At 70.3% G+C, this 24,747-nt stretch carries 22 protein-coding genes; 15 read left to right on the top strand and 7 right to left on the bottom strand.

What is annotated here, in order from left to right:
• Positions 1-23: 23 nt before the first annotated feature.
• Positions 24-686, bottom strand: a complete 663-nt coding sequence (locus KGD87_RS02930) for an ATP-binding protein (protein WP_284666038.1) — start codon at positions 684-686, stop codon at positions 24-26.
• Between the two features lie 142 nt (positions 687-828).
• On the bottom strand, positions 829-1,662 hold the full coding sequence (locus tag KGD87_RS02925) for a class II glutamine amidotransferase (RefSeq protein ID WP_284666037.1): 834 nt from the start codon (positions 1,660-1,662) through the stop codon (positions 829-831).
• Between the two features lie 205 nt (positions 1,663-1,867).
• On the opposite strand from KGD87_RS02925, the gene dnaK reads away from it, so the two are divergent.
• The 3 genes from dnaK (at position 1,868) to KGD87_RS02910 (ending at position 6,651) form a co-directional block, all read left to right on the top strand.
• Positions 1,868-3,475: a molecular chaperone DnaK gene (gene dnaK, locus KGD87_RS02920; protein ID WP_284666036.1), complete on the top strand. Its 1,608-nt coding sequence runs from the start codon at positions 1,868-1,870 to the stop codon at positions 3,473-3,475.
• A 1,749-nt stretch (positions 3,476-5,224) separates the two neighbouring features.
• A complete protein-coding gene (locus KGD87_RS02915; protein WP_284666035.1) occupies positions 5,225-5,881 on the top strand; it encodes a J domain-containing protein in 657 nt (218 codons plus the stop codon).
• Between the two features lie 14 nt (positions 5,882-5,895).
• Positions 5,896-6,651, top strand: coding sequence for a CvpA family protein (locus tag KGD87_RS02910; protein WP_284666034.1), 756 nt, complete (start codon positions 5,896-5,898; stop codon positions 6,649-6,651).
• A 1-nt stretch (position 6,652) separates the two neighbouring features.
• Here the strand turns inward: KGD87_RS02910 and clpX are convergent, their stop codons facing one another.
• Positions 6,653-7,723: an ATP-dependent Clp protease ATP-binding subunit ClpX gene (gene clpX, locus KGD87_RS02905; RefSeq protein ID WP_284666033.1), complete on the bottom strand. Its 1,071-nt coding sequence runs from the start codon at positions 7,721-7,723 to the stop codon at positions 6,653-6,655.
• 240 nt (positions 7,724-7,963) lie between these two features.
• Between clpX and speA the strand changes: the two genes are divergently transcribed.
• On the top strand, positions 7,964-9,985 hold the full coding sequence (gene speA, locus KGD87_RS02900; RefSeq protein ID WP_284666032.1) for a biosynthetic arginine decarboxylase: 2,022 nt from the start codon (positions 7,964-7,966) through the stop codon (positions 9,983-9,985).
• Between the two features lie 74 nt (positions 9,986-10,059).
• On the opposite strand, the gene KGD87_RS02895 is transcribed toward speA, so the two are convergent.
• Positions 10,060-10,587, bottom strand: a complete 528-nt coding sequence (locus KGD87_RS02895; RefSeq protein ID WP_284666031.1) for a hypothetical protein — start codon at positions 10,585-10,587, stop codon at positions 10,060-10,062.
• A 587-nt stretch (positions 10,588-11,174) separates the two neighbouring features.
• On the opposite strand from KGD87_RS02895, the gene asnB reads away from it, so the two are divergent.
• Genes asnB through KGD87_RS02875 form a run of 4 tightly spaced genes read left to right on the top strand, consistent with a single transcriptional unit; the run spans position 11,175 to position 15,806 of the window.
• Complete coding sequence (gene asnB / locus KGD87_RS02890; RefSeq protein ID WP_284666030.1) at positions 11,175-13,127, top strand: asparagine synthase (glutamine-hydrolyzing); 1,953 nt, start codon at positions 11,175-11,177, stop codon at positions 13,125-13,127.
• The gene (locus KGD87_RS02885; RefSeq protein WP_284666029.1) at positions 13,124-14,248 is read left to right on the top strand and encodes an FAD-dependent monooxygenase; all 1,125 of its coding nucleotides are present in this window, start codon (positions 13,124-13,126) and stop codon (positions 14,246-14,248) included. Before asnB ends, KGD87_RS02885 begins: the two co-directional genes overlap by 4 nt.
• A gap of 10 nt (positions 14,249-14,258) precedes the next feature.
• The gene (locus tag KGD87_RS02880) at positions 14,259-15,335 is read left to right on the top strand and encodes an acyl-CoA dehydrogenase family protein (RefSeq protein ID WP_284666028.1); all 1,077 of its coding nucleotides are present in this window, start codon (positions 14,259-14,261) and stop codon (positions 15,333-15,335) included.
• A gap of 12 nt (positions 15,336-15,347) precedes the next feature.
• A complete protein-coding gene (locus KGD87_RS02875; protein ID WP_284666027.1) occupies positions 15,348-15,806 on the top strand; it encodes a PaaI family thioesterase in 459 nt (152 codons plus the stop codon).
• 19 nt (positions 15,807-15,825) lie between these two features.
• Here KGD87_RS02875 and KGD87_RS02870 read toward each other — a convergent pair whose 3' ends face one another.
• Positions 15,826-16,749 (bottom strand): LysR family transcriptional regulator, encoded by a 924-nt coding sequence (locus KGD87_RS02870; RefSeq protein ID WP_284666026.1) that lies wholly within the window; start codon positions 16,747-16,749, stop codon positions 15,826-15,828.
• A 75-nt stretch (positions 16,750-16,824) separates the two neighbouring features.
• Here KGD87_RS02870 and KGD87_RS02865 point away from each other — a divergent pair, with 75 nt between their 5' ends.
• The 6 genes from KGD87_RS02865 to KGD87_RS02840 all read left to right on the top strand — a co-directional run bounded on the left by KGD87_RS02865 (position 16,825) and on the right by KGD87_RS02840 (position 22,970).
• On the top strand, positions 16,825-17,445 hold the full coding sequence (locus tag KGD87_RS02865; RefSeq protein ID WP_284666025.1) for a luciferase domain-containing protein: 621 nt from the start codon (positions 16,825-16,827) through the stop codon (positions 17,443-17,445).
• A 28-nt stretch (positions 17,446-17,473) separates the two neighbouring features.
• Complete coding sequence (locus tag KGD87_RS02860; protein WP_284666024.1) at positions 17,474-18,349, top strand: NAD-dependent epimerase/dehydratase family protein; 876 nt, start codon at positions 17,474-17,476, stop codon at positions 18,347-18,349.
• 95 nt (positions 18,350-18,444) lie between these two features.
• Positions 18,445-19,635 carry a hydroxymethylglutaryl-CoA synthase gene (locus KGD87_RS02855; RefSeq protein WP_284666023.1) on the top strand — a complete coding sequence of 397 codons (1,191 nt, stop codon included), beginning with the start codon at positions 18,445-18,447 and terminating at the stop codon, positions 19,633-19,635.
• Between the two features lie 36 nt (positions 19,636-19,671).
• Positions 19,672-20,292, top strand: coding sequence for a YceI family protein (locus KGD87_RS02850; protein ID WP_284666022.1), 621 nt, complete (start codon positions 19,672-19,674; stop codon positions 20,290-20,292).
• A gap of 84 nt (positions 20,293-20,376) precedes the next feature.
• Positions 20,377-22,041: a hypothetical protein gene (locus KGD87_RS02845; RefSeq protein WP_284666021.1), complete on the top strand. Its 1,665-nt coding sequence runs from the start codon at positions 20,377-20,379 to the stop codon at positions 22,039-22,041.
• Between the two features lie 8 nt (positions 22,042-22,049).
• Entirely contained in the window at positions 22,050-22,970 is a 921-nt protein-coding gene (locus tag KGD87_RS02840; RefSeq protein ID WP_284666020.1) for a DMT family transporter, read from the top strand.
• Positions 22,971-23,022: 52 nt separating this feature from the next.
• Here KGD87_RS02840 and KGD87_RS02835 read toward each other — a convergent pair whose 3' ends face one another.
• Together KGD87_RS02835 and KGD87_RS02830 are read right to left on the bottom strand one after the other, a co-directional pair.
• Complete coding sequence (locus KGD87_RS02835) at positions 23,023-23,457, bottom strand: OsmC family protein (RefSeq protein WP_284666019.1); 435 nt, start codon at positions 23,455-23,457, stop codon at positions 23,023-23,025.
• Positions 23,458-23,519: 62 nt separating this feature from the next.
• A complete protein-coding gene (locus KGD87_RS02830; RefSeq protein WP_140790261.1) occupies positions 23,520-23,807 on the bottom strand; it encodes a hypothetical protein in 288 nt (95 codons plus the stop codon).
• A gap of 119 nt (positions 23,808-23,926) precedes the next feature.
• On the opposite strand from KGD87_RS02830, the gene KGD87_RS02825 reads away from it, so the two are divergent.
• Positions 23,927-24,745 (top strand): PHP domain-containing protein, encoded by an 819-nt coding sequence (locus KGD87_RS02825; RefSeq protein ID WP_284666018.1) that lies wholly within the window; start codon positions 23,927-23,929, stop codon positions 24,743-24,745.
• Positions 24,746-24,747 lie beyond the last annotated feature (2 nt).

Here is a 24,747-nt window from a genome sequence, read left to right as displayed (position 1 = left end):
TCACACCTCGCGCGCGCCGCGCCTCACAGCCACACCTCGAAGTCCACCTGCGTACCTTTCGGGCCGGTGCGCACGTCGAAGCGGTCCGCCAACCGCTTCACGCCCAGCAAGCCCAGGCCCGTCTTGCGCTTGTACGTCCCCGACAGCACGCGCTCCAGGTCCGGAATGCCCTGTCCGGAGTCCTCGGCGCTGACGCGCAGCAGCCGCTTGGGCGCCAGTTGCGGCACGAGCTGGATGGTGCCGCCCCCGGCATGCGAAATCTGGTTGCGCGCCAGCTCGCTCACCGCCGTGGCCACCTTCTGGCATTCGTAGCCGCGCCCGCCCAGGGACTCACACAGCATCCGGGCCGCCAGCCGCGCGTGACTGGCGTCCGCTTCCTTGCGCACCAGGTACGTGGTGCCCCGAAGCTCCACCGAGGAGGACGTGGCCGCGCGCTCCGGCCCCGCCGCGGTCGCGAGCTGCGCGCGCAACTGCGTCATCATCCGCGGCCGGACAGAAGGGTCCACGAACTGGCGGGTGGCTGGCTCCAGCGCCTCGAGGATGCGTGGCAGGTCCGCCGCGGTCGCCGTGTCCAGGGACAACCGGAGGGACTCCACGGCACCTCGCAGCACCCACCGCGCCGCCGTCTCCGACATGAATCGCTGCAAGACGCGCAACAACGCCGAGCACACCCAACCACCGCTCACCCGTGTCTCCTCCAGCGGACCTCGACGCTGAACATCGGCCCGACTTCTGAGAACATGGGAGACACGAGCACCACAAATCCAGTCAAGATTCAATATTTTGATAAGACTCCCTGAATGGAAGCACCTCCCTCGCGCACGTCGCTCACGTGCCAGACAGCTCGTGCAGTTGCAGCTCCGGCCCCACCGACAGCGTGTGGCCATGAGCCAGTTCCACCCATCCCGTGGTGCGCTTGAGCGCGCTGGCCACCACCACGGTGCGACGGCGCCGGTGCGCCCCCGCCGAGGGCCGCGTGTCCGGTGTCGCGGGCGTCACCTCGCACAGCTCGCATTCGGCCGCCCCCTCCAGCCGCGTGCAGTACAAGGGCTGTTCGCCATACCGGGTCGCAGCCAGGAGCGTGCCGTTGGTGGCCACCAGGTTGAGCGTGGGCGTGCGTGCCACGCCGGCCTGGACCGCGGCCCGAGCCACCTCGCGCGCCGTGTCCGCCAGCAGGCGGCCGGCGACCTCGGCCTCCAGTCGCGGATCCTCCGTGCGGCCCAATTCGCGAAGGCGCTTGAGGAAGACGGCGAACAGCACCTCCCCTTCGGTTCCACCGCGAACCTGGCGCCGCAGGTGGTCCGGCAGCGACTCCAGCAACGGAGCGCGAAGCATCTCGAACCCCCGCACTTCGCCCTGGTGCGCGAACAACCAACGCCGGGAGCGGAAGGGCTGGGTGTTCTCCTCCAGCGACAAGCCCACGGGCAACTGGCCGGCGTGGAACAGCAGCGCCTCCGACTCATGCGGGGGCGCGAGCGAGTCCAGGGTCAGCGCCTCGCCGCTGGAGAAGCGCCGCAACAGAACCTCCTCCTGGGCGTAGGCTCCCACCCCCAGGGCGTTCGCCTTCGGACCTGCCTGGAGCAGGACCTGGCCTTGGAGGCGGTGCAGCTCACAGCGCAGCAGGTTCGGGTCGGACGTCAGCGCGGCGAGGATGACGGACATGGATGAGTAAACCCCCTTCGCCATGAGAGATAATGGCCTCGGAGCGCCCCCTCAAGCCAGCGGGCATGCTCCCTTGCACTCTCGCTAAGCCCTTGAAATGGCTGGGCTTTATTGTCACGGGAACGTTGACACCCGCTTCTGGGGGTGCCTAACCTCCGTGCGCTTCACCGACGGACCTCTGCTGAAGGTCTTCACCGGAGACGGAATGGCGGACGACATCGCAATCGGCATCGACCTGGGCACGTCGTACTCGTGCGTGGCGGTGGTCCAGGACGGCCAGCCCGTCGTCATCCCCAACGAGTGGGGAGAGACGACTCACGCCTCCTGCGTCTCGTTCCTCGAGGATGGCTCGGTCCTGGTCGGCAACGCGGCCAAGAAGAACATCATCACGAACCCGGAGCAGACCGTCTATTCCGCCAAGCGCCTCATCGGCCGCTACTACTTCTCCGACGAGGTGAAGAAGGCGCAGGCGGTGATGCCGTACCGCATCGTCGAGGGCGACAACAACTCGGTGCGCATCGCGGTGAATGACCACTCGTATTCGCTCCCGGAGATCAGCGCGCTGGTGCTCAAGGAGATGAAGGCGGTGGCGGAGACGTACCTGGGCCAGGAGGTGACGAAGGCCGTGGTCACCGTGCCCGCGTACTTCAACGACAACCAGCGCCAGGCCACCAAGGACGCGGGCCGCATCGCTGGCATGGAGGTGCTGCGCATCCTCAACGAGCCCACCGCCGCGGCGCTCGCGTACGGCTTCGGGCGCGACGTCAACCAGCGCGTGGTGGTCTACGACCTGGGCGGCGGCACCTTCGACGTCTCCATCCTGGAGATTGGCAAGGACGTCTTCGAGGTGCTGGCCACCGCGGGCGACACGTATCTGGGCGGCGACGACTTCGACGACCGCATCATGACATGGCTGGCGGATGACTTCCTGGCCCGTACGCGCCTGGACGTGCGGCAGAACAAGTACTGCCTGCAGATGCTCAAGGAGGCCGCGGAGAAGGCGAAGATCGACGTGGGCCAGACGGGCTCCGCGGAGATTCTCTGCCAGGGCATCTGCCAGGACGCCGACGGCAACGTCATGGACCTGCGTGGGCAGCTCAACCAGGACCAGTTCAACCGCATGGTGATGGACCTGGTGCAGCGCACGTTCAAGGTGTGCGACGAGGCGCTGCAGAGCGCGCGCCTGACGGCCGCCGACATCGACGCGGTCATCCTCGTGGGCGGGCCGACGCGGCTGCCCATCATCCGCAACTCGGTGAAGCACTACTTCCAGAAGGACCCGCTGGAGGGCATCAACCCGGACCAGGTCGTGGCCATGGGCGCGGCGCTCCAGTCGCATGCGCTGCTGGACAGCAAGACGCAGACGTTCCTGGTGGACGTCACGCCGCTGTCGCTGCGCATCGGGACGGTGGGTGGGTACACCGAGAAGATCATCGACAAGAACACGCCGGTTCCCATTGACCGCTCGAAGACGTTCACCACCAGCCGCGACGGCCAGGAGAAGGTGAAGATTCGCGTGTACCAGGGCGAGTCCAACCGCGCCGACGAGTGCGAGATGCTCGGCGAGTTCGAGTTCGCGGGCTTCCGCATCGGCTACCGCGGCGAGGTGAAGATCGAGGTCACCTTCGAAATCAACACGGATGGACTGGTGCACGTGTCCGCGTGCGACACGGAGACGGGACAGAAGACGTCGACCTCCATCACCCTGTCCTCCGGCATGAGCGAGGCCGATATCCAGCAGTCCATCCAGGCCAACCGGAACACCCGGCTTGCTGGCCACAACAGCGACGACCTGCCCGCCGCGGCGCAGTAAGGCCGCGACCCGACCACGCCGATGTCCGAGCCTTCAGACCCCAGCGCCGGCAAACCGCCGGGAGCCACGCCCGGGACACCGGCCACGCCCGCCCGGCCCGCCATCCCACGCGTGACGGCCGCCGTGCCCGGTCCCGTCACGCCCGGGACGATTCCGTCGTCGCCCGCCGCCAGCGCGCCGCCTCGGCCCCAGGGAGCGCCTGTGGCACGTCCCACGGGCGTGACGCCCGCGGTGCCGCCCCGAGCCACGATGACGGGGATTCCCACGGTGCGGACGGGCGCTGGAGAGGGTGCGCCTGGACGAGCGACGGCGCCCGGTGCGAGTCCCGCGACGGCGCCGGCACGTCCGGCGTCGGGTGCGGTGCCGGGCTCGGGGCCCGCGCCGCGAGGTACGCCCACGACACTGCCCGCGATTCCTGCGGTGGGTGCCGCGACGAGCCCCAGTGCGCATCCGTCGTCGGCTGGAGCAGCGCCCATGGCTCCAGGCTCGGGACCGGCGCCGCGGGGTACGCCCACGACTCTGCCCGCGATTCCGGCGGTGGGTGCCGTGACGAGCCCTGCCGCGAGGCCGTCAGCAGGAGCTGTGCCGGGGCAACGTGCGGCTGCTGAAGGGGCGCCGTCCGCCGCGGTCGCCACGACGCCGGTGCCGCGCCCGGCGGTCGCGCCCCCTGGAGTGCAGGCGCCCACGGCTCCGCAGGGTACCAGCGGTGCTGACGCCAAAACGCCCGTGCCACGCCCGGCGACCGGTGCAGCGGGAGCCGCCACGCCCGTGCCGCGTCCGGCCACTGGAGCTGCGGGGGCCGCCACGCCCGTACCGCGACAGGTGACGGGCGCTGGTGCCAACACACCGGCCCCCCGCGTGGCCCCTGCAGGCACCACGGCGCCCGCTTCGCGACCGGCACCGGCCTCCGCGACGACGCCCGTGCCTCGCGTCGCACCGGCTGGCGCAACTCCTACTGGCGCCAATACGTCCGCCCCTCGCCAGGGCTCGAATCCCAGTGCCGCTGGCGCGACGACGCCCGTGCCTCGCGTCGCACCGGCTGGCGCCACTCCCACTGGAGCCAACACGTCCCCCCCGCGCCAGGGCTCGAACCCCAGTGCCGCGGGGGCACCGACGCCCGTGCCTCGCCCGGCAGCTGGCGGAAACACGCCTGCTCCGCGTCCGGCGGGTGCGGTTCCTCCGGCACAGCGTCCCACTCTGGGCGCCATTCCCGCCGTTGCTCCTGCCATCGCGCCCATGGGCGCACCCGCGTCGCCGTCCTCGACCGGAGTCGTTCCCTCCGTCGCTCCCGTGGGAGCCGCTGCGCCCCCAGTCGCGGGCGCCGTGCCCTCCATCGCACCGGTAGGCGCTCCAGCTTCGCCCGCATCGACAGGCGTCCCCTCGGTTGCCCCGGTAGCGCCCCGCGCTCCGGCCCAGACGAGGACGGTCCCGACAATCCCCGCAGCCGCGCCGCAGGCAGGCGCCGCACCGGCGCGCCCCCAAGGAACAGCACCGGCGTCGAGGCCGCCTCCCGTACTCGCGCTAGGCCAGGTCGTCCCTCCCGTGGCGCCCTCCACGGTCCCACAGCAGCGGCCCGGGGCCCGGCCCACCATGTCCCTGCCAGCGCTGGTGTCCGCCGGCACCACACCGCCGCGCCCTCCCCCGTCCGTCGCGCCCGCCATCCCATCCGTGGCGCCCGCCGTCCCTGGCATCGCACCGCTGACGCCGGCCCCACGCGCTCCGTCCGGCGCGGTGCCCTCGATTCCATCCGTGGCCCCCATCGTCCCGCCTGTCGCCCCTGCCGCGGCCACGGCGGTCACGCCACCGCCAGCGCCTGCGGCGTCAACGGGCCCGGGCCTGGACATCCAGCAACTCGCGGACCTGGAGTCGCGCTGCGCGAAGCTGGACCAGCTCGACTACTTCGAAGTGCTCATGCTGGAGCGGACCGCCACGCCCGCGGACATCAAGCGCGCCTTCTACCGGGAGAGCCGCACCTACCACCCGGACCGCTTCTTCCAAGTGGACTCCAAGGAGCTGAAGGAGCGCATCAACGAGCTCTACAAGCGCGTCACCGAGGCCTACTACGTCCTGCGCGACGACACGAAGCGCAAGAAGTACGTCGTCGACGTGGCGGGCCCCGAGCGCGCCCAGAAGCTGCGCTTCACCGAGGCCTCCGAAGCGGAGACCAAGGCCGCCGCCAAGAAGGAGCAGGAAGAGCAGATCGGCACCCACCCCAAGGGACGCCAGTTCTTCCAGCAGGCGCAGAAGGACGCGGACGCCGGCAACTGGTCCGCCGCCGAGCGAAACTTGAAGATGGCGCTCACCTATGAGCCCGCCAACGCCCGCTACAAGGAGCGGCTGGCGGAGGTCCAGAAGCAGTCCCAGGACGAGTCCCGCGACAAGGGCGGCTCGTTCAAGATTCGCTGACGGCGGCGGCGCCCATGGTCATCGACCTCATCATCCTCGGACTGGTGCTGTTCTTCGCCATGATTGGCGCCATCACCGGGGCGTCGCGCCAGGTCGCCAACGTGGTGGGGCTGGCGGTGGGCTACTTCGCCTCGCGCCGCCTGGGCCCCCTGACGGCCCCACACCTGGCGGAGGCCCTGGGCAGCCCGCTCTTCCTGGGCGCCATCGTGGGCACGGTGCTCGTGTTCATCTGCGCGTGGCTCGCGGCGCGCTACGCCCTGGGCGCGCTGCTGCTGCGCATCCTCTCCACCGGCCAGCACAATGAGAATCGGGGCCTGGACCGCTTCCTCGGCTTCGCGCTGGGCGGCGCGAAGATGGGCATCATCGCCTGGGTGGTGCTCAGCGCCATCGCCTTCTTCGAACAGCACGTCGTCATCGCGGGCCGCCGCGTGGGCCTGTCCCCGAAGGAGTCGCTCTCCATCGAGGTCGCCCGCCGCTACAACCTCTTCGAGATGACGCAGTTCGCCCCGGTGAAGAACCTGGTGGAGGTCGCCAAGGCCGCCAGCGATCCAAAGCGCGCGGGCCAGCTCCAGGACGACCCGGCCTACAAGGCCCTGCGCAAGGACGCCCGCTTCCAGCGCCTGCTGAAGGATCCGAAGCTGAAGCAGGCCCTGGCGCGCGGAGACACCGCCGCGCTGCTGCGCCACGACGGTGTGCTCCAGCTCATCCAGGATCCGGACGTGGCGGCCCGGCTGGGCGCCGCGGCCCGCGCGTCCGAGCGCGAGCCCTGACTCACACGTTCAACTGCGTTGAATCCAGCCCGCGCAGCCGCTCCCGCACGAAGCCCGCGTCCACCGTCACCTGGCGCCGCCGCCGCTCGGGCGCCTCGAACATCACGTCCGCCATGACGTGCTCCAGGATGGACCGCAGTCCTCGAGCACCCAGCCCGCGCTCCACGGAGTAGCGCACCACCTCGCGCAGGCCCGGGCCGGCGAAGTCCACCTCCAGGTCATCCATGGACAGCAGCTCGCGGAACTCGCGCACGATGGAGTCCGGCGGCTCGGTGAGCACGCGAATCAGGTCCTCCTCGCCCAGCCGCTCCAGTTGAACTACCACCGGCAGGCGTCCGAGGAACTCCGCCAGCATGCCGAAGTCCGTCAACTGACGGGTGCTGATGCGCTTCTGGCTGCGCTTCGCCGCGTCCTCCGCGCCAAAGCCCATGGCGCGGCTCCCTTCATCCCCATCGTCGTGCAAGTCGCTGAACGTGCCCGCGCAGATGAAGAGGATGTCGCGCGTGTCCACCTGCACGAAGTCGCTCTTGTTCCAGGCCTGGGTGACGTTGAGGGGCACGTACACCTCGCGGCCCTCCAGCAGCTTCAGCAGTGACTGCTGGACACCCTCGCCGCCGATGTCGCGGCTGCCCGCGCCGTTGCGGGCCCCCTGCGAGCGGCGGGCAATCTTGTCCACCTCGTCGATGAAGATGATGCCCCGCTGGGTGTCCTCCACGGAGTGATTCGCCTTGAAGAGGAGGTCGGAGATCATCACCTCCACGTCCTTCCCGTAGTAGCCGGCCTCCGTGTACTCGGTGGCGTCCACGGTGGTGAACGGCACATGGAGGATGTCCGCCAGGTTGCGGGCGATGTGCGTCTTGCCGCTCCCGGTGGGGCCAATCAGCAAGATGTTGGATTTCTTGATGAGCGACGTCCGGCGCAGCCTTCGCGCCAGGAGACGCTTGAGGTGATTGTGGGCCGCAATGGCCACGGCGCGCTTGGCGCCAGCCTGGCCGATGACGAAGCGATCCAGCCGCTCGTAGATTTCCCGCGGGGTCAGCACCGCTTCTTCCCTGCGTGCGGACGACTCCATGTACCCTCCCCTTGTTTCCACGCGTCCCTCAGGACTCACGGGAAAAGGGTAGGAATTGAATGGAGGGTCGGCCCGTGGGAGGAGACACACCGGGCGGCCGTCTCGCCTGCCCGCCTGCCCTCCGCACAGGCGACTGTTGTATACCGAGGGGCTTTCCGATAGTTCCCGCGCGATTCCCGTGGCCGTAGCCGTTGTTCATGGGAGTCCACCCCGTCCTACCCAGGGAGCCTTGAGACGCCGATGCCCGTAAACGCCCCTCCCCACCGCTGGACCCTCGCCGACGCGCACGAGCTGTACGGAATCCGGAACTGGGGCAACCCCTACTTCGGGATCAACGAGAAGGGCCATGTCATCGTCCACCCGGACGGTCCCCAGGCCCCGAACATGGACCTGAAGGAGCTGGTCGACGAAGTGCGCCGCCGGGGCATTGGCCTGCCGCTGCTCATCCGCTTCACGGACGTGCTGCGCCACCGCGTGGTCCACCTGAACGAGGCCTTCCGCAAGGCCATGACCGAGCACGGGTTCAAGGGCGGCTACCGCGGCGTGTACCCCATCAAGGTGAACCAGCACCGCTACGTGGTGGAGACCCTCATCGAGGCGGGCAAGGGCTACAACTACGGCCTGGAGGCCGGCAGCAAGCCGGAGCTGCTCGCGGTGATGGCGCTCTTGGAGAACGAGAACGCGCTCGTCATCTGCAACGGCTACAAGGACGAGGAGTACATCGAGACGGCGCTCTTCTACTCGCGCCTGGGCCGCAACGTCATCCTGGTGGTGGAGAAGCCCAGCGAGCTGCCGCTCATCGCGGAGGTCGCCCGGCGCACGGGCATCGCGCCTCGGCTGGGCATCCGCGTGAAGCTGTCCACGCGCGGCGCCGGCAAGTGGGAGGCCAGCGGCGGTGACCGCTCCAAGTTCGGACTGACCTCCTCAGAGCTGATGAACTGCATCAGCTTCATGAAGGACGCCGGGCTGCTCAGCTCCTTCGAGCTGCTGCACTTCCACCTGGGCAGCCAGATCTCCAACATCCGCAACGTGAAGAACGCGCTGCGCGAGGTGGGCTGCTTCTACGTGGAAGTGGCCCGTCAGGGCGCGCCGCTGAAGTACCTGGACGTGGGCGGCGGCCTGGGCGTGGACTACGACGGCTCCCAGACGAACTTCGCGTCCTCCATGAACTACACCACGGAGGAGTACGCCAACGACGTGGTGTTCGGCGTCATGGAGGCCTGTGACAGGGCCGGCGTGCCGCACCCCACGCTGGTGTCGGAGTCCGGCCGCGCCGTGGTGGCGCACCACGCGGTGCTGGTGGTGGACGTGCTGGGCACCAGCGAGTTCGACCCGGCGCCAGTCCCGGAGAAGGTGGACGAGAAGGCGCCCTCCGTGGTGCGCAACCTCTGGTCCACCTACCGCGAGGTCACCAACAAGAACCTGCTGGAGGCGTGGCACGACGCGCAGGACGCCAAGGAGGAGAGCCTCACCCTCTTCTCGCTGGGCCACCTGTCGCTGGAGCAGCGCGTGGCGGCGGAGAACATCTACTGGGCCACCTGCCACAAAATCATGCGCATCGCGCGGGAGCAGGGAGAGATTCCCGAGGAGCTGGACTCCCTGGAGAAGGCGCTCAACGACACGTACTTCTGCAACTTCTCCGTGTTCCAGTCGCTGCCGGACTCGTGGGCCATCGACCAGCTCTTCCCGATGATGCCCATCCACCGCCTGACGGAGAAGCCGACGCGCCGCGCGACGCTGGCGGACATCACCTGCGACTCGGACGGGAAGATTGAGCACTTCATCGACAAGCGCGAGGTGAAGGACGCCCTCGAGCTGCACGCGCTCAACGATGACGACTACTACCTGGGCATCTTCATGGTGGGCGCCTACCAGGAGATTCTGGGCGACCTCCACAACCTGTTCGGCGACACGCACGCCGTGCAGGTGTCGCTGGGGCCCAACGGGGGCTACCTCATCGACAACGTGGTGGCTGGCGACACGGTGACGGAGGTGCTCAACTACGTCAGCTACACCAAGGACGACCTGGTGGCGCGGCTGCGCAAGTTCACCGAGGCCGCGCTGCGCCTGGGCCGCATCACCCTGGACGAGTCGCGCAACCTGCTGCGCATGTACGAGGACGGCCTGTCCGGCTACACGTACCTGGAGCGCGAGGTGGACGCGAGCTTCGGCAGCAGCGCCAGCCAGCTGCGCCTGGTGCCCACGCCGGACGCCCGGCCCACGCCGCCGGCTCCCGGCGCGTCGGGGACGTCGGGCACCTGAGCCCCGCGCCAGAATGAAGTCCCCGCCCCCTGTCGCTCGCCGCGGCAGGGGGCTTCTTCATTCCTGGGCGTCCGTCAGGGGCCCGCGAGGAGGGGCTCTCCGGAGCCGAAGGGCTGCGGCTCCTCCGCGAAGGCCGCGTCGGCCGCCTGGGCCCGCAGGCGCTGGAGCACGGCGCGCTGCGCCTCGCCGCGCTGCACGAGCGACTCGAAGGGAAACGCCGCGAGCCGCGTGTCCTTCACCGACACACGCGCCAGCGTGCGCCAGAGGGACAAGCGGCCCTCCGTGGCCGCGCACAGCCCTTCCAGCTCCAGCAGCCGGCTCAAGGGCGAATAGCGCACCAGCGTGCCGTTCAGCTTCAGCCGGGCCACCTTCTCCACCGCCCACGCGGCGCGCGTCTTCAGCCCGTCCCGCTTCAACTCCAGGGCGTCCATCACCGACAGCAGCGTGGACTGGTCCTCCTTCAGCTCGGGGATGAACGCCGCCAGGTAGCGGCCCAGCAGGTTGCCGTGGTTCTCCGCCTCCGTGCGGATCGCCAGCTCCAGCCCGCCCACCGAGCCCGCCAGGTGGTCATTGAGGTAGATGCCCAGCCGCTTCGCATGCATGCCGTGTCCTCCCGCGTGACGCGCGTCCCCCTCAAGCTGGCCATGCGCCCGCGGCCCCGGAAGCAGCGAGCGCTCGCCTGCCTGCTCTCAACACAGCCACCCTTGGGACGGCAGGCAGTCTTTGCTGAAAAAACATACACGCAAGACATCAGGCTATTTTTGCCAATCAAAATCAGGCGAAATTTGCCATTGCCACGGACGCCATGCACCCACGAGCCGAAAGCAACATCAAATGAGTTTTTACGAGACTTCCACTATTGCTCGGCTTGATATGATGCTATGTCCTGAACAACCTGGTTGACATGCGACAGCCACCGGACATGGCGCGTCATCAGCCGATTGTTTCAGAGGGGGTGAAATGCAAACACACTGTTGTCATTCGCGGAGACTGACGACGGCCTGCTGAGCAACTGTGTCCGCGCCGCCCCTGGTGTGCTCGCGACGAGCCCGGGCTGCGGACTCCAATTCATTGTCAGATGCGGGCCTCAGACTGGACGCGGATCCAGGCGGAACCCGCTTGAGACACGCCGTGCGATGACCGCACTGGCGCTGTCGGATTCCAACTTGCCTGAAGGAAACAACTTCCCATGTGCGGATTCATTGGCGTCTACCAGCGTACGCCCTCTGTCATTGATGAAAGGGCCCTCCTCAACGCGTTGACCACCATTCACCACCGTGGCCCGGACGAGCGGAGCGTGTGGAGGGATCCGGCGGGCCGGGCGATGCTGGGCCACACCCGGCTGAGCATCATCGGGCTCGACAACGGGATGCAGCCCATCGTCGCCCCCGAGGGGGACCTGGCGCTCGTCGTCAACGGAGAGCTCTATGACCACGAGCGGATCCGCCGCGAGCTGGAGGCCCAGGGCTGCCGGTTCCAGACGGAGTCCGACAGCGAGCTCGCGCTGCACCTGTACCGCCGCTCGGGCATCGCCGGGCTGAAGCAGCTCCGTGGCGAGTTCGCCATCGTGATTTTTGATCGCCAGCGGCGGCTGATGCTGGCGGTGCGCGACCGGATGGGCGTCAAGCCCCTGTTCTACGCGCAGCACCGGGGGACCTGGTACTTCGCGTCGGAAATCAAGGCGCTGCTGGCCGCCGGAGTCCCCGCGGAGTGGGACGAGCACGCCTACGCGAGCCGCGCCTTCTATCTGCGCGACCACACCCTCTTCAAGGGCGTGCGCAGCGTGCAGCCGGGGTGCTGGGTGATGGCGGACAGCGGGGGCCTGCACCATGGCCGCTACTGGGACATGGAGTTCGCGCGCCAGGACGCGCCGGACCCGGCCGACGAGCAGGGCATGGTCGAGGCCATCCGCGCCGCGGTGGAGCAGTCCGTCGGGCTGCGCCTGCGCGCGGACGTGCCCATGGGCGTCTACCTGAGCGGTGGCATTGATTCATCCGCGATGCTGGGCGTGGCCACGCACCTGGCGGGCCGGCCCCTGGACGCGTTCAACCTGTCCTTCACGGACATGGACGACTACGACGAGAACCGCTTCGCCCGGCTCGCCGCCGAGCACAACGGGGCGCGCTTCCACACCGTGGCCGTGTCCCAGAACGACCTGGCCGACCACTTCGAGCAGGCGCTGTGGCACAACGAGACGCCGTTCTTCAACGCGCACGGCGTGGCCAAGTACATCCTCAGCCAGCAGGTCCGCCAGGCCGGGCTGAAGGTCGTCCTCACCGGGGAAGGGGCCGACGAGGTCTTCGCCGGGTACCCGCACTTCCGCCGAGACATGCTGCTGTACAACCCCGAGCGGCAGGACCCCGCGGTCATCCACACGCTGCGCCAGCGCATCCAGGAGAGCGAGAACGGCTACGTCCAGCCGGACATGCCCCAGGACATCCACTGGATGGTCCAGCAGCTCAGCCACGGCGTGTCCTGGCTGGACAACCAGGCCGGGTGGTTCAAGGCGCTGGAGGCGCTCTACCGGCGGGACTTCCGCGAGCGGTTCGAGGGCTCCGACCCCTACCGGCAGTTCTACGACAGGCTGGACCACCGCAACCTGGAGGGCCGGGATCCGGTGCACAAGTCCATGTACCTGTGGGCCAAGTCCTACCTGCCCAACTTCGTGCTGACGACGCTCGGGGACCGGATGGAGATGGCCAACAGCATCGAGGGCCGGGTGCCGCTCCTGGACCACCACGTCGTGGAGCTGGCGTGCCAGATGCCCGTCTGGATGAAGGTGCGCGGCTCCACGGAGAAGTACGTGTTCCGCGAGGCGATGCGGCCCTTCCTCCCGGACGCGCTGTACAAGCGCAAGAAGCACTACTTCCGCGCGCCGCCCGCCACCCTCCAGCAGGATGGCCGCCTGTACCAGCTGGTGCGGGACGTGCTGGGTGGCTCCGAGCTGGAGGCCCTGCCCTTCTTCGAGCCGGCCCGGGTGCGCGGGCTGCTGGAGCGCCTGCCGCAGCTCACGGCGCACGAGCAGGGCCTGCTGGACCCGATGCTGATGGAGCTGACCAGCCTGTGCCTGCTCCAGCGGCGCTACGCGCTGCGCGCCCCCGCCGTCCAGGAGTCCTGGGACACCCGCGAGGAGGCTGCATGAGGGTGGCCATCATCGGCGCGGGCCTCAACGGGCTGGCGTGCGCCGTCATGCTCAAGCGCCTGGGCGTGGACTGCGTCGTCTTCGAGCGGGGCCGGGGGCCCCGCGACTCGGGGACGGGCATCTACGTGTGGCCCCAGGCGATGCAGATCCTCCGCTTCGTGCTCGGCACCCGGGACTTCCTCTCCCGGGGGCAGCCCATCGAGTACCTCGACACGCACGACAAGCAGGGCCGGCTCATCCACAGCCAGCCGGTGCGTCCGGAGGGGCTGGGCCTGCCCGCGCCGGCGATGATGTTCCTCCGCACGGAGCTCTTCCGCCTGCTCGCCTCGTGCCTGGAGGAGGACGACATCCACTACGGCATGGGGTGCGAGCGCCTGGAGAACCTGGGCGACCAGGTGCGCATCACCTTCAGCGGCGGACATGCGTTCGACTTCGACCTCGCCGTCGGCGCGGATGGCGTGTCGTCGACGACGCGGGCCTTCGTCAACCCCGGGCTGGAGCCGCATTCCACGGGGCTCGTGGCGAGCCGGGGCGTGGTGACCTTCGACTCGCCCCTGCTCCACTTCGACCGCTGTCAAATCTTCACCGCCAACCACTCCCGGGTGGTCACCTATCCCCTGTCCCAGGCGCGCGCGCTCCGCTACTGGTTCGCCGCCTACCAGCACCGTGACAGGCCCCTGCTCGACCGCGCGGGCCTGCTCCAGCTGTTCGCGGAGCTCCCGGCGGACGTGCTCCGGATGATTGACCAGACGCCGGACGAGGCCATCCTCACCCACAAGCTCAGCGCGCTGACGGGAGGCGGCCACTGGTACCGGGGCCGGGTGGTGATGCTGGGGGACAGCATCCACGCCATGCTTCCGACGCTGGGCTACGGCCTGACGCTGGGGCTGGAGAACGGCTTCATGCTGGCCCAGGCGCTGGTGGGGCACTGCGACGCGGAGCTGGAGGCGGCGCTCAAGCGCTACGAAATCCGGGCCGCGCGGCGCTCGCGGGAGATGCTCCAGGTGATGGACGACATCACCCGGCTCTACTACTTCGAGCCGGAGGGGCAGGTGTCTCCCTCGCGGCTGCAGCCCATCGTCCAGAACTTCCAGCAGCTCGCGCGCAGCACGGTCTTCTAGGAGCCCACCGATGACGGAACACTACCGGCAGCAGGTGCGCGCCTTCGTCGAACGGCACGTGCGCCCGCACGTAGACGGGTGGGAGCGTGAAGGCGCCTACCCGCTGGAGCTCCACGCGCTGGCGGGGCGCGAGGGCCTGCTGGCCCTGGGGCACGCGCCCGACACGCTCCCCGAGGATGCCCCGGCGCTCGGCGTGCTCGTCGAGGAGCTGACGCGCAGCGGAGCCCAGGGCATCACCATGGGGCTGGCCTCGCACTTCGTCAGCCTGGGGGCCGTCCAGGGCGGCGACGCGCGGCAGGCCGCCGAGGTCATCCCCGCGGTGCTGGGCGGCGACCAGCGCATCGTCCTGGCCCTGACCGAGCCCCAGGCGGGCTCCGACCTCCGCGCGCTCCAGTGCCGGGCCGAGCCCGACGGCGGCCTGTACCGGCTGACGGGCGACAAGGCCTTCATCTGCAATGGCGGACGCGCGGAGCTGCTGGTGGTGGGGGCCGTCGTGGAGGGGGCCCTGGGCCTGTTCCTGGTGAAGGGCTCCGCCCCGGGCCTGAGCCACGAGCGGCGCGACTGCCTCGGGTGGCGCTGCCTGCCGCTGGCGTCGCTCCGCTTCGAGGCGACCCCCGCGCGGCTGCTCACCGCCGGAAAGCAGGCCAGCCGGCTGCTCCAGCAGTGCCTCCTCCAGGAGCGGCTGAACCTGGCCGTCATGGCCGTGACGTCGGCGGAGCTCGCCCAGGAGGCCGCCGTGGCGTACTGCCGCGAGCGGCGCGTGGGTGGCACGCCGCTGCTGGAGAAGTCCGTCATCCGCCAGCGCCTGGCCGAGCGGCACGCGGCGCTGAGCGTGGCGCGCCTCTACGTGGACCAGGCGGTGCGCTGGCAGGCCAGCCGGCAGCTCACGGCGGCGCAGTCCGCCATCGCGAAGAACGTGGCGGTGGACACGCTCGAGCACATCGCGCGCGACGCGGTCCAGGTCCACGGCGCGCACGGCTGCGTGGAGCCGGCGCTCGTCGAGCGCATCTACCGCGACGCGCGGCTGCTCGCCATTGGCGGCGGCGCGCGCGAGGTCATGCTGGAAATCATCGGACGGACCCTGTGACGAAAGGACACCATGACGACCCTCAGTGAACACGCCCGGGCGCACTCCCAGGCCCTGCTGGAGCACGCCTACCAGCGCTACTGCGGCCTGCGGCTCATCGAACAGCGCCCGGGCTTCTGCCAGTGCAGCCTCCGTGTCACGGAGGCCATCGACAACCTCAGCCACACCCTGCACGGCGGCGTCATCTACTCCATGCTGGACGTGGTCAGCATGCTGGCCACCCTGCCCCTGCTCGGGCCCGACGAGTACGCGCTGACCAGCAGCTTCAACAGCATGATGCTGTCCGCCACGCCCCTGGGGACGGAGGTGCTGTTCGAGGCCACGGTCCTCCGCGGCGGGCGCAACCTCATCTTCACCCAGAGCCAGGCCTGGAAGCTCACGGCCGGCGGCGAGCGGACCCAGATCGCTTCGGCGCAGCTGAGCAAGCTCCGCATGCGCCACGACTGGCAGGCCAACGCCCCGGTCAGGTAGGGGCGCCGCGCCCCGGAGCTCACTCCCGCTCCGGGGCCTGGTCCACGCTCCAGCCCGGCTCGCCCTCGAAGCGCCGGGCCAGGAAGTCCACCCAGGCGCGAATCTTGGGCGTGACGGTGCGGCCGGGCGCATGCACCGCCCAGATGGACAGCTCCGGCAGCGCATAATCGTCGAGCACCGTCACCAGGTGGCCGTCGCGCAGCTCCTCCCAGACGGCGAACATGGGGAACTGCGCGAGGCCGGCGTGGCCCAGCACCGCGAGCTTGAGGGCCAGGCTGCTGTTGGCCTGCATGGGCCCGCCCGTCTCCACCAGGACCTCGCCCTCCTTGCCGCGCAGGCGCCAGGCCGTCCCCGACGCCAGGTAGGTGTACTGCAGGCACCGGTGCTGCTTCAGGTCCTGGGGCTTGCGCGGCGTGCCGTGGCGGCCCAGGTACGTGGGCGTCGCGCAGATGACCCGCCGGCTGGAGGTGAGCTTCCGGGCGACGAGCGACGAGTCGGGGAGCTGGGCAATCCGGATGCAGACATCGAAGCCGTGCTCCACCAGGTCGACGACGCGGTCATCGAGCTGGATGTCGAGCTCTATCTCCGGATAGCGCGCCAGGAACTCCGGCACCGCCGGGAGCACCCGCAGCAGGCCGAACGTCATGGGGATGCTCACGCGCAGCCGTCCCCGGGGCTTGCGCCGCAGCAACTGGGCCTCCGCCTTCGCCGCCTCCAGTTCGGCGAGGATGCGCTGGCAGCGCACGTACAGGGACTGGCCCTCGGCCGTCAGCGACAGCTTCCGCGTCGTGCGGTGCAGCAGGCGCACGCCCAGCGCGGCCTCCAACTGCATCACCTGCTTGCTCACCGTGGCCTTCGACAGCCCGAGCGCCCGGGCCGCGGCGGTGAAGCTGCCGATGCGAACGACCTCGGCGAACGTGAAGTAGGGCACCACTTCTTCCATTGGGCTTCTCCAGGAAACAATCCTTTTCCATACAACGCGTTGTGTCCAATCCACGACAAGCCTAATAGAACGTGCATGCGTTCCAGTCGTTCCGTGCGGTGGCTGCTCGTGGCGCAATCCCTGGCCGTGGCCGCGTGCACCTCTCCCGAAAAGGAAGCACCGCGGCCTCCGGCCACCGCCGCGGCGCCCGCCCCTGGCATGGCGGCGCCGGAGCCCGGCTTCCCGCTGCCCAGACGGCAGGGCCCGCGGCCCGAGACGAGCGACGCGCCTGTCGGCACGCCGCTGGCGCACATGCAGCTCAGCCAGCAGGCCCCCACGGCGCTGCAGGAGCAGCTCTTCCTGCGGGCCTCGGCGCTGCCGGGCGTGCGCGTGGCGCCCAGCGGCATCTCCGTTCCCGGGGCGCGCGCCTTCTGGCTCCATCCCGAGCTCGCGCGCGGTCCCCGGGCGGCGTTCCAGGTGGGCACCGAGTTCGCCCACATCCACCCGGCGCACGACGGCAGCCTCCACATGAAGTTCCCGCCCGACATGGCCGCGCAGGTGTTCCAGCAAGGCTGGGGCGTGCCGCATCCCCGCTCGGGAACGCCCATGGTCTTCGGCCCCCGGACGGCCGAGGAGCTGGAGGTCGTCTGGCAGTTGCTGCTGCGCGCCTACGCCTGGGCCCAGACGGGCCAGGTGGTGGGCCTGCGCGTCGAGTGATTCACCCTTCACCCCTGAGAGAATCCCCATGAGAACCCTTGTCACAGGCGCAACCGGCTACATCGGCTCGGCCGTCGTCGACGCGCTCGCGCGGGCGGGCCACCACGTCCTTGGACTGGCGCGCTCGGACGACGCGCGCCGCAAGCTCGCCGCCCGCGGCGTGCAGGCCCTGCCTGGAGACCTGGCGGATGCCGCGGGCCTCGCCGCGCTCACCGAGCAGGCGGATGCGATTGTCTGGACCGCGACGACCAACAGCGAGGCCGTGGACGCGCCGGCCGTCGCCGCGGCGCTGCGGGCCATGGAGGGCACCGGGAAGCGCTTCCTCTACACGAGCGGCGTCTGGGTGCACGGCGACACGCGGGGCGCGGTCGTCGACGAGGACAGCCCGCTGAAGGCGGCGGAGCTCGTGTCCTGGCGGCCCGCGGTGGAGCAGCGCGTGCTCAACGCGCCCGGGGTGCACGGCGTCGTCATCCGCCCGGGCATCGTGTACGGGCGCACCGGCGGCATCCCCATGATGCTCGCCGCCTCCGCGCGCGACGACGGCGCGGCGCGCTACGTGGGCACGGGCCAGAATCACTGGCCCGTGGTGTTCATCGAGGACCTGGCCCAGCTCTACGTGCGCGCGCTCGAGCAGGCGCCCGCGGGGACCGTGCTGGTCGCCGTGCAGGGCCCCTCCGTACAGGTGAAGGACATCGCCACCGCCGCGAGCGAGGGCGCGGGGGCCCAGGGCAACACGCTCGCCTGGCCCCTGGAGGACGCCCGGAAGCAGTTCGGCGCCTTCGCGGACGCGCTGGCGCTGGACCAGCAGCTCACGTCCCGGCGCGCGGAGCAACTGCTGGGGTGGACCCCGCGCGGGCCCGGCATCCTGGAAGAGCTGCGCACCGGCTCCTACGCGCGCCGCTGAATCACATACACAACGACAGGCACGCTCGCCGCGGCCGCGGAGCACGGGAGCGGTGTGTGCCACACCCAACGACAGACATACCCAAGGGGGAAACAATGCAGGCAGGCCTGGAAGCAATGGGGATCGCCGTCCCGGCGACGTACGTGGAGCTGGCGGACCTCGCCCTGGCGCGAGGCGTGGCGCCGGGCAAGTACGTGGACGGCCTGGGCGTGACGCGCATGTGCGTGCCATTGGAGGACGAAGACACGGTGACGCTGGCGGCGCGCGCGGCGCGGGCGGCGCTGGAGTCGGCCGGGTGCGCGCCCTCTGAGGTGGGCATGCTGGTGGTGGGCACCGAGACGGCGGTGGACCACTCCAAGCCGGTGTCCTCCTACGTGCAGGGGCTGCTGGGGCTGTCCACCAGTTGCCGCGTGTTCGAGACGAAGCACGCATGCTACGGCGGCACCGCGGCCCTGCAGGTGGCGCTGGACTGGGTCCGCTCGGGGAGCGCCCGCGGCAAGAAGGCGCTCATCGTCTGCTCGGACATCGCCCGCTACGGGGTGGGGACCCCGGGTGAGCCCACGCAGGGCGCGGGCGCGGTGGCCATGCTCGTCTCCGACCAGCCGCGGCTCATCGCCTTCGAGGCCGGGAAGACCGGCGTCTACTCCAAGGACGTGATGGACTTCTGGCGGCCGCTCTACTCCAAGGACGCGCTGGTGGACGGGCACTACTCGGTGCAGTGCTACCTGGACGCGCTGGAGGGCGCCTACCGGGCCTACCAGGCCGTCGGCGGGGACGCGGGCGGCGAGCGCTTCTACAGCGACCGCTTCGCCGCGCTCGTCTACCACGTCCCCTACGGGAAGATGTCCCGCAAGGCCCACCGGCACCTGCGGATGCTCGACGGCGACCCGGCCCCGGAAGGCAGCTTCGACCGGCTGGTGGGCAACAGCCTGATGCTGCCCTCGCAGGTCGGCAACATCTACACGGGCTCCATGTACCTGGCGCTGGCCAGCCTCCTGGGGACCGCCCAGGAGGATTTGTCCGGCAGGTGCGTGGGCCTCTTCTCCTACGGCAGCGGTTCGTGCGCCGAGTTCTTCAGCGGCGTGGTGCAGCCCGGCGCCCAGGCCCGCGTCAAGGCCCTGGGCCTGGAGACGCTGCTGGAGCGGCGCCGCGCGCTCTCCATCCCGGAGTACGAGGACGTGATGCGCGCGCGCGAGCGCCTGGACGAGCGCCCCGCCGCGGACGCCCCGGGCACGGGCTTCCGCTACCAGGGCACGCGCGACCACAAGCGCATCTACGTGAGCTGAGCTTCCCCCCAGGTTCCTTCCCAGGAGCGCCACACCATGAAGTTGTCCCTGCTGTCCCTGACCGCCGCCGCCGTCCTCTCACTGCCCGCGCTCGCCGCCACCACGGAGTACGAGATTGATTCGACCAACTCGGTCGCCCTCTTCTCCGTGAAACACATGATGGTGTCCAACGTCCGCGGCACCTTCACCAAGGTGACGGGCACGGCCCACATCGACGAGCAGAACCTCACGAAGTCGAAGGTGGAGGCGACCATCGACGCCACCACTGTCAACACGAACGACGCCAAGCGCGACGAGCACCTGCGCGCCCCGGACTTCTTCGACACCGCGAAGTACCCCACCATCACCTTCAAGTCGACGAAGGTGGAGAAGGCCCGGGCGGGGCTGAAGGTGACGGGCAACCTCACCCTCCACGGCGTGACGAAGCCCGTGGTGCTGGACGTGGAGGGCTTCAACACGGTGTCGAAGGACCCCTACGGCAACACCAAGCGGGGCGGGTCGGCCACCACGAAAATCAACCGCAAGGACTTCGGCCTGAGCTGGAACGACGTGCTGGAGACGGGCGGCGTGGCGGTGGGCGAGGAGGTCACCATCACCCTCGACATCCAACTGAACCAGAAGAAGCCCGCGCCGGCGGCCACGAACGGCGCGCCGTAGCCCCGCCGTCACCCCACCCTCCCCGCACGCGGTCCCACCGGCGCCCGTCCCTGACGGCGCTGCCTTCACGAGATGGTCAGCGCCATGGCCCGCACCACCGGACATCCCCCCGCGAGCAGACAGGTGACGCTTGAGAACCGGCGCAGGCACTGCGCCGCGTGTGGCGGCAAGGTGTCCGCGGACTACCGGGCACGCCGCAACGTGGTGACGCTGTCCGGCGTCGTCGCGCTCAAGGTGCAGGTGCGCGTCTGCCACAAAGAGGGCTGCGCGCTGCACCTGCGGGCCATCCGCGCCGAGGAAGAAGGCCTGTGGGTCCTGCCGGAGCAGGAGCTCGGCCTGGACGTCATGGCCCTCGTCGGGGCGCTGCGCCACCAGGAGCAGCGCAGCGTCCCCTTCATCCACGCCGCCCTGCGGGCGCGGGGCGTTCCCATCTCCGAGCGGAGCGTCACGAACCTCATCGACCGGTACGAGGACCTGCTGGCCCTGCGCGTCGCGGACAGCCCCCACATCCAGGCGGTGACCCACAAGCTGGGCCGGGTGGTGTTGGGCATCGGCGGCTTGTGCCCCGGCCTTGGGGACGACAGGCTCTGGGTCCTCCGCGACTGTCTTTCAGGTGAGGTCCTGGCGGCACGAAGTCTGCCGGAGGGCCGCGCGGCGGAGCTGGGGTCGCTCATCAAGGACGTGGCGCGCTCACTGAGCGTGCCCATCACCGGCGTCATCTCCTGTGGCCAGGGCGAGCTGCCGAGCGTGGTGGCCGCGGCGCTGCCGGGCCTCCCTCACGAATTCCGGCCAGCGCACGAGGGCGGCGGCAAGGAACCCGCCCTCCCCCCGGGTGCCCACCGGCATCCGGGGACCTCCGCTCCTGCGCAGTGCCCGCCGCCACGCGCGCCCGATACCCGCCTTCCCCCGCCGTCCCTCCGAATGAAAACGCTCTTCGTCACCCTCAGCACCGCCATGCTCCTGCTCGCGGCGCCCAGCGCCCGGAGCGCCGAGCCCCGGCGACCGCCGCTCGCCCTGGCCTACGAGACGTATGCCTACTCCGGGACGCTCGACGGGCAGGCCACCACGGTGCTCGCCCCCGCGCTCTTCGCCAGCGTCCCGCTCACCGAGCGATGGACGCTCAGCGCGGCCTGGCTGTTCGCCTATGCCCCCGCGCGCGCCGGAGGCCGCACCGCCTTCCAGGCCGGCAACCCCTCCGTCGGGCTGGGCACCGTCCTGTGGGACGACGACATCAAGGTGCGCACGGGGGCGGGGCTGGTGCTCCCCTTCACCCTCATCACCGACCCGGACGCCGCCGGCTCGGCCCTGCTCAGGCGCGCCGCCACGCTCCGGGGCAACAGCGCCTTCAGCCTGGTGGCGCCTGGCCTGCTGGGGCTCACGCCCTGGGCGGACGCGAGCTGGCGGACGGGCCGCCTGCGCCTGGGCCTGGACGGCCGCCTGCCCATGTCCGTGCAGCTCTCCGAGGCACGCGGCCGGCGCGCGGACGCCGTGGTGCAGCTCTCTGGCGCCGCGAACGTGGACGTCTCCTCGAACGTCATCGTCGGCGCCACGCTCCAGGCCATCTACATCGCGACGGCGACGCCGCAGATGGACCCCACCCACTTCGCGCTCATCCCCCACGTCCGCCTGACGGGCGCGGCGGGCTTCGCCGAGGCCCGGCTCGTCATCAACCTGGACGCGCCCCTGGGCTTCAGCTTCTCGCGCGGGGGCCTCTGGGCCGCGGCGCTCGCGCTGGGCACCACGCTTTGACGGCCCCCATGCAGCCCCCCACCGCCTCCGCGTCACGGCTCCGCCAACTGGGTGACGCGCCGCTCCTGCTGCTCATCGTCACGGGCATGCTGCTGGGAAGCATGCTGCCCATGTCACGCGTGGCCCGCGAGGAGGGCTGGTCCCCCCTGGCCTTCGCCTTCTGGCCCGCGCTGGGCAGCGGGCTGGCGCTGGTCGCCGCCGCGGGCCGCGCCGCCGGTACCGGGGCGGCCACGACGTGGCCGGTGCTTCGCTACAGCCTGATTGCGGGCGTGCTCAGCGTGGCCATCCCCAACACCGTGACGTTCATCGTCATGCAGCGCATGGGGACCAGCCTGACGTCGCTGGTGTACACCCTGCCGCCGCTCTTCACGTACACCTTCGCCTGGGGCCTGGGCATCGAGCGCTACCGGCCGCTCCGCCTGGCCGGAATCCTGGTCGGGCTGGTGGGCGCCGCCCTCCTGGTGCTGAGCCGCGAGGCCTCGGGCGGCTTGGGCGCCTCCGCGTGGCTGGCCCTGGCCCTCTGCACCCCCATCAGCATCGCCGCGGGGAACGTGTACCGGAAGCTCCACATGCCACAGGGCGTGGAGTCCACCCTCCTGGCCGGAGGCATGCTGCTGGGCGGCTCGCTCGCGCTGCTCCCGCTGCAACTGGCGAGCGGCGGCCCCCTGGCGGCCGGCCCCTCCGCGTGGCGGGTCATCCTGGCGCAGTGTGTCTTCACCAGCCTTGGCTACCGCGTCTACTTCCACTTCCAGCGCGTCGCCGACCCGGTGTACTTCAGCCAGTTCGGCTACGTGCTGTCGGCGACGGGCGTGCTCTCCGGCCTGCTCTTCTTCAACGAGCAACTGAGCCTGCCCACGCTGCTCGCCATCGGCGTCATCATGGTGGGCATCGCCCTGGTCAACCTGCGCGCGGGCGCGGCGCGCGCCTGAGCCGTCCGCCCGGGGCGCCCGCGCCAAGGCGGCGCGGTGCCTTGGGCGTCCTTCAGTCCGGGTAGCTGAACGTCAGCGGCAGCTTCACGTCCGGGTGGAGGCTGCGGGCCACCGGGCACTCGCGGCCCACCTTCTCCAGCGTGGCCCGGTGCTCGGCGGACAGGCCGGCCGGCATCTGGATGTCCAGCACCAGTTCGGCGATGCGGCGCGGCGGCGGCGTCATCCGCTTCTCCACGCGGGCGCTCACCTCGCCCAGGGCAATGCCTTCACGCGAGGCGAACAGGTGCATCGTCGTCACCGCGCATGACATCAGCGCCGCGCCCACCAGGTCCGTGGGCGAGAAGCTGCCACCGGTGCCCCCGTTGTCGCGCGGCGCCTCCGTCTGGTTCACCCTGCCCGACGGGCCATGGGTGAGCTGCGTCTTGAACTGGGGCTGGCTGACCAGCGTCATCACCACGCCCGTGGCGGGCGTCTGCGGCAGGCTCATGTCGGCGCTCCTCGAAGCAAAAGGGCGCAGCCGGCATACCACCCGAACGGCACCCGGGGCCGCTACTTGTTGCGCTTCCGGGCCGCGCCGCCGGAGACCTTTGAAGGCGCCTCCGGGACACGCTCGGGCGCGCCGAGCACCTGGGCCCGCACCTGCTCGGCGGGCAGATGCGAAGTGTCCGCCATCACACAGGACACGAAGGCCAGCTCCGCCAGGGCCCGGCGCGCGCGTTGCCGCACCGCGGGGTCCTCCGAGGACAAGACCTCGGTGGCGGACGCCACGTAGCTGCTCGCCAGTGACTCGAAGAGGTAGACCCGGTTCTCGATGGTCGTATCGGACTTCTTGCCCATAGGGCTCGGACAGTAGCCACACTCCGGGTGGCGGCGGCACCCCCCATGCCGCAAGTTTGGTGTGAAACCCGGCACAGGTCGCGTATGGGAAACATTCACCCCACACCCCGGAGCCCGCCGTGATTGACCTGCACTCGCACACCACCGCCAGCGACGGTCAATATGCGCCCACGGAGCTGCTGGCGCGGGCGGCCGCCGCTGGGGTGACGGTGTTGGCGATTACGGACCATGACACCGTCGCGGGCCTGGCCGAGGCCGAGGTGGCGGCGCGCGCCCACGGCGTGGAGCTGGTGCCGGGCATCGAAATCTCCGCGTTCATCCATGGACGCGAGTGCCACATCCTGGGGCACTTCCTGCGGCCAGACGACGAGGACATCGCCCGCTTCGCCGACCGGCTCCGCCTGGAGCGCGAGCAGCGCATGGAGGCCCTGCTGGAGCGCATGCGGCAATTGGGCTACCCGGTGCGCATGGAGCACGTCCGGGCGGTGGCCGGCGACGCGCAGCTGGGCCGCCCCCACCTGGCCCGCGTGCTGGTGGACCGGGGCTGGGTGGTGGACGTGAAGGAGGCCTTCGACCGCTTCCTGGGAACGCGCGGCGCCGCCTGGGTGGAGCGCGTCAAGCTGGCTGGCGAGGACGCCATCCGCCTCATCCGCAACGCGGGCGGCACGGCCACCCTCGCCCACCCGGGCTCGTCGCGCATGGAGCGGCTCGAAATCCGCGCGCTCGCCCAGATGGGCCTGGCCGGCCTCGAGGTGCTCCACGAGGACCACAACCCCAGCGTGCGCCAGAAGTACCTCGGCCTGGCCCGGGAGCTGGACCTGGTCCCCACCGCGGGCAGCGACTTCCACGGCGAGGCCATCTCCGCCGACCACAGGCTGGGCACCGCCTCCATGCCTCCCGAGCTCTTCGCCCGGCTCAAATCCCGCGCCCAGGCCTGAGC

This window comes from Myxococcus sp. SDU36 (genome assembly GCF_030168875.1).
Taxonomy (GTDB): domain Bacteria; phylum Myxococcota; class Myxococcia; order Myxococcales; family Myxococcaceae; genus Myxococcus; species Myxococcus vastator.
This window is presented reverse-complemented; position numbering and strand designations above follow the sequence as displayed.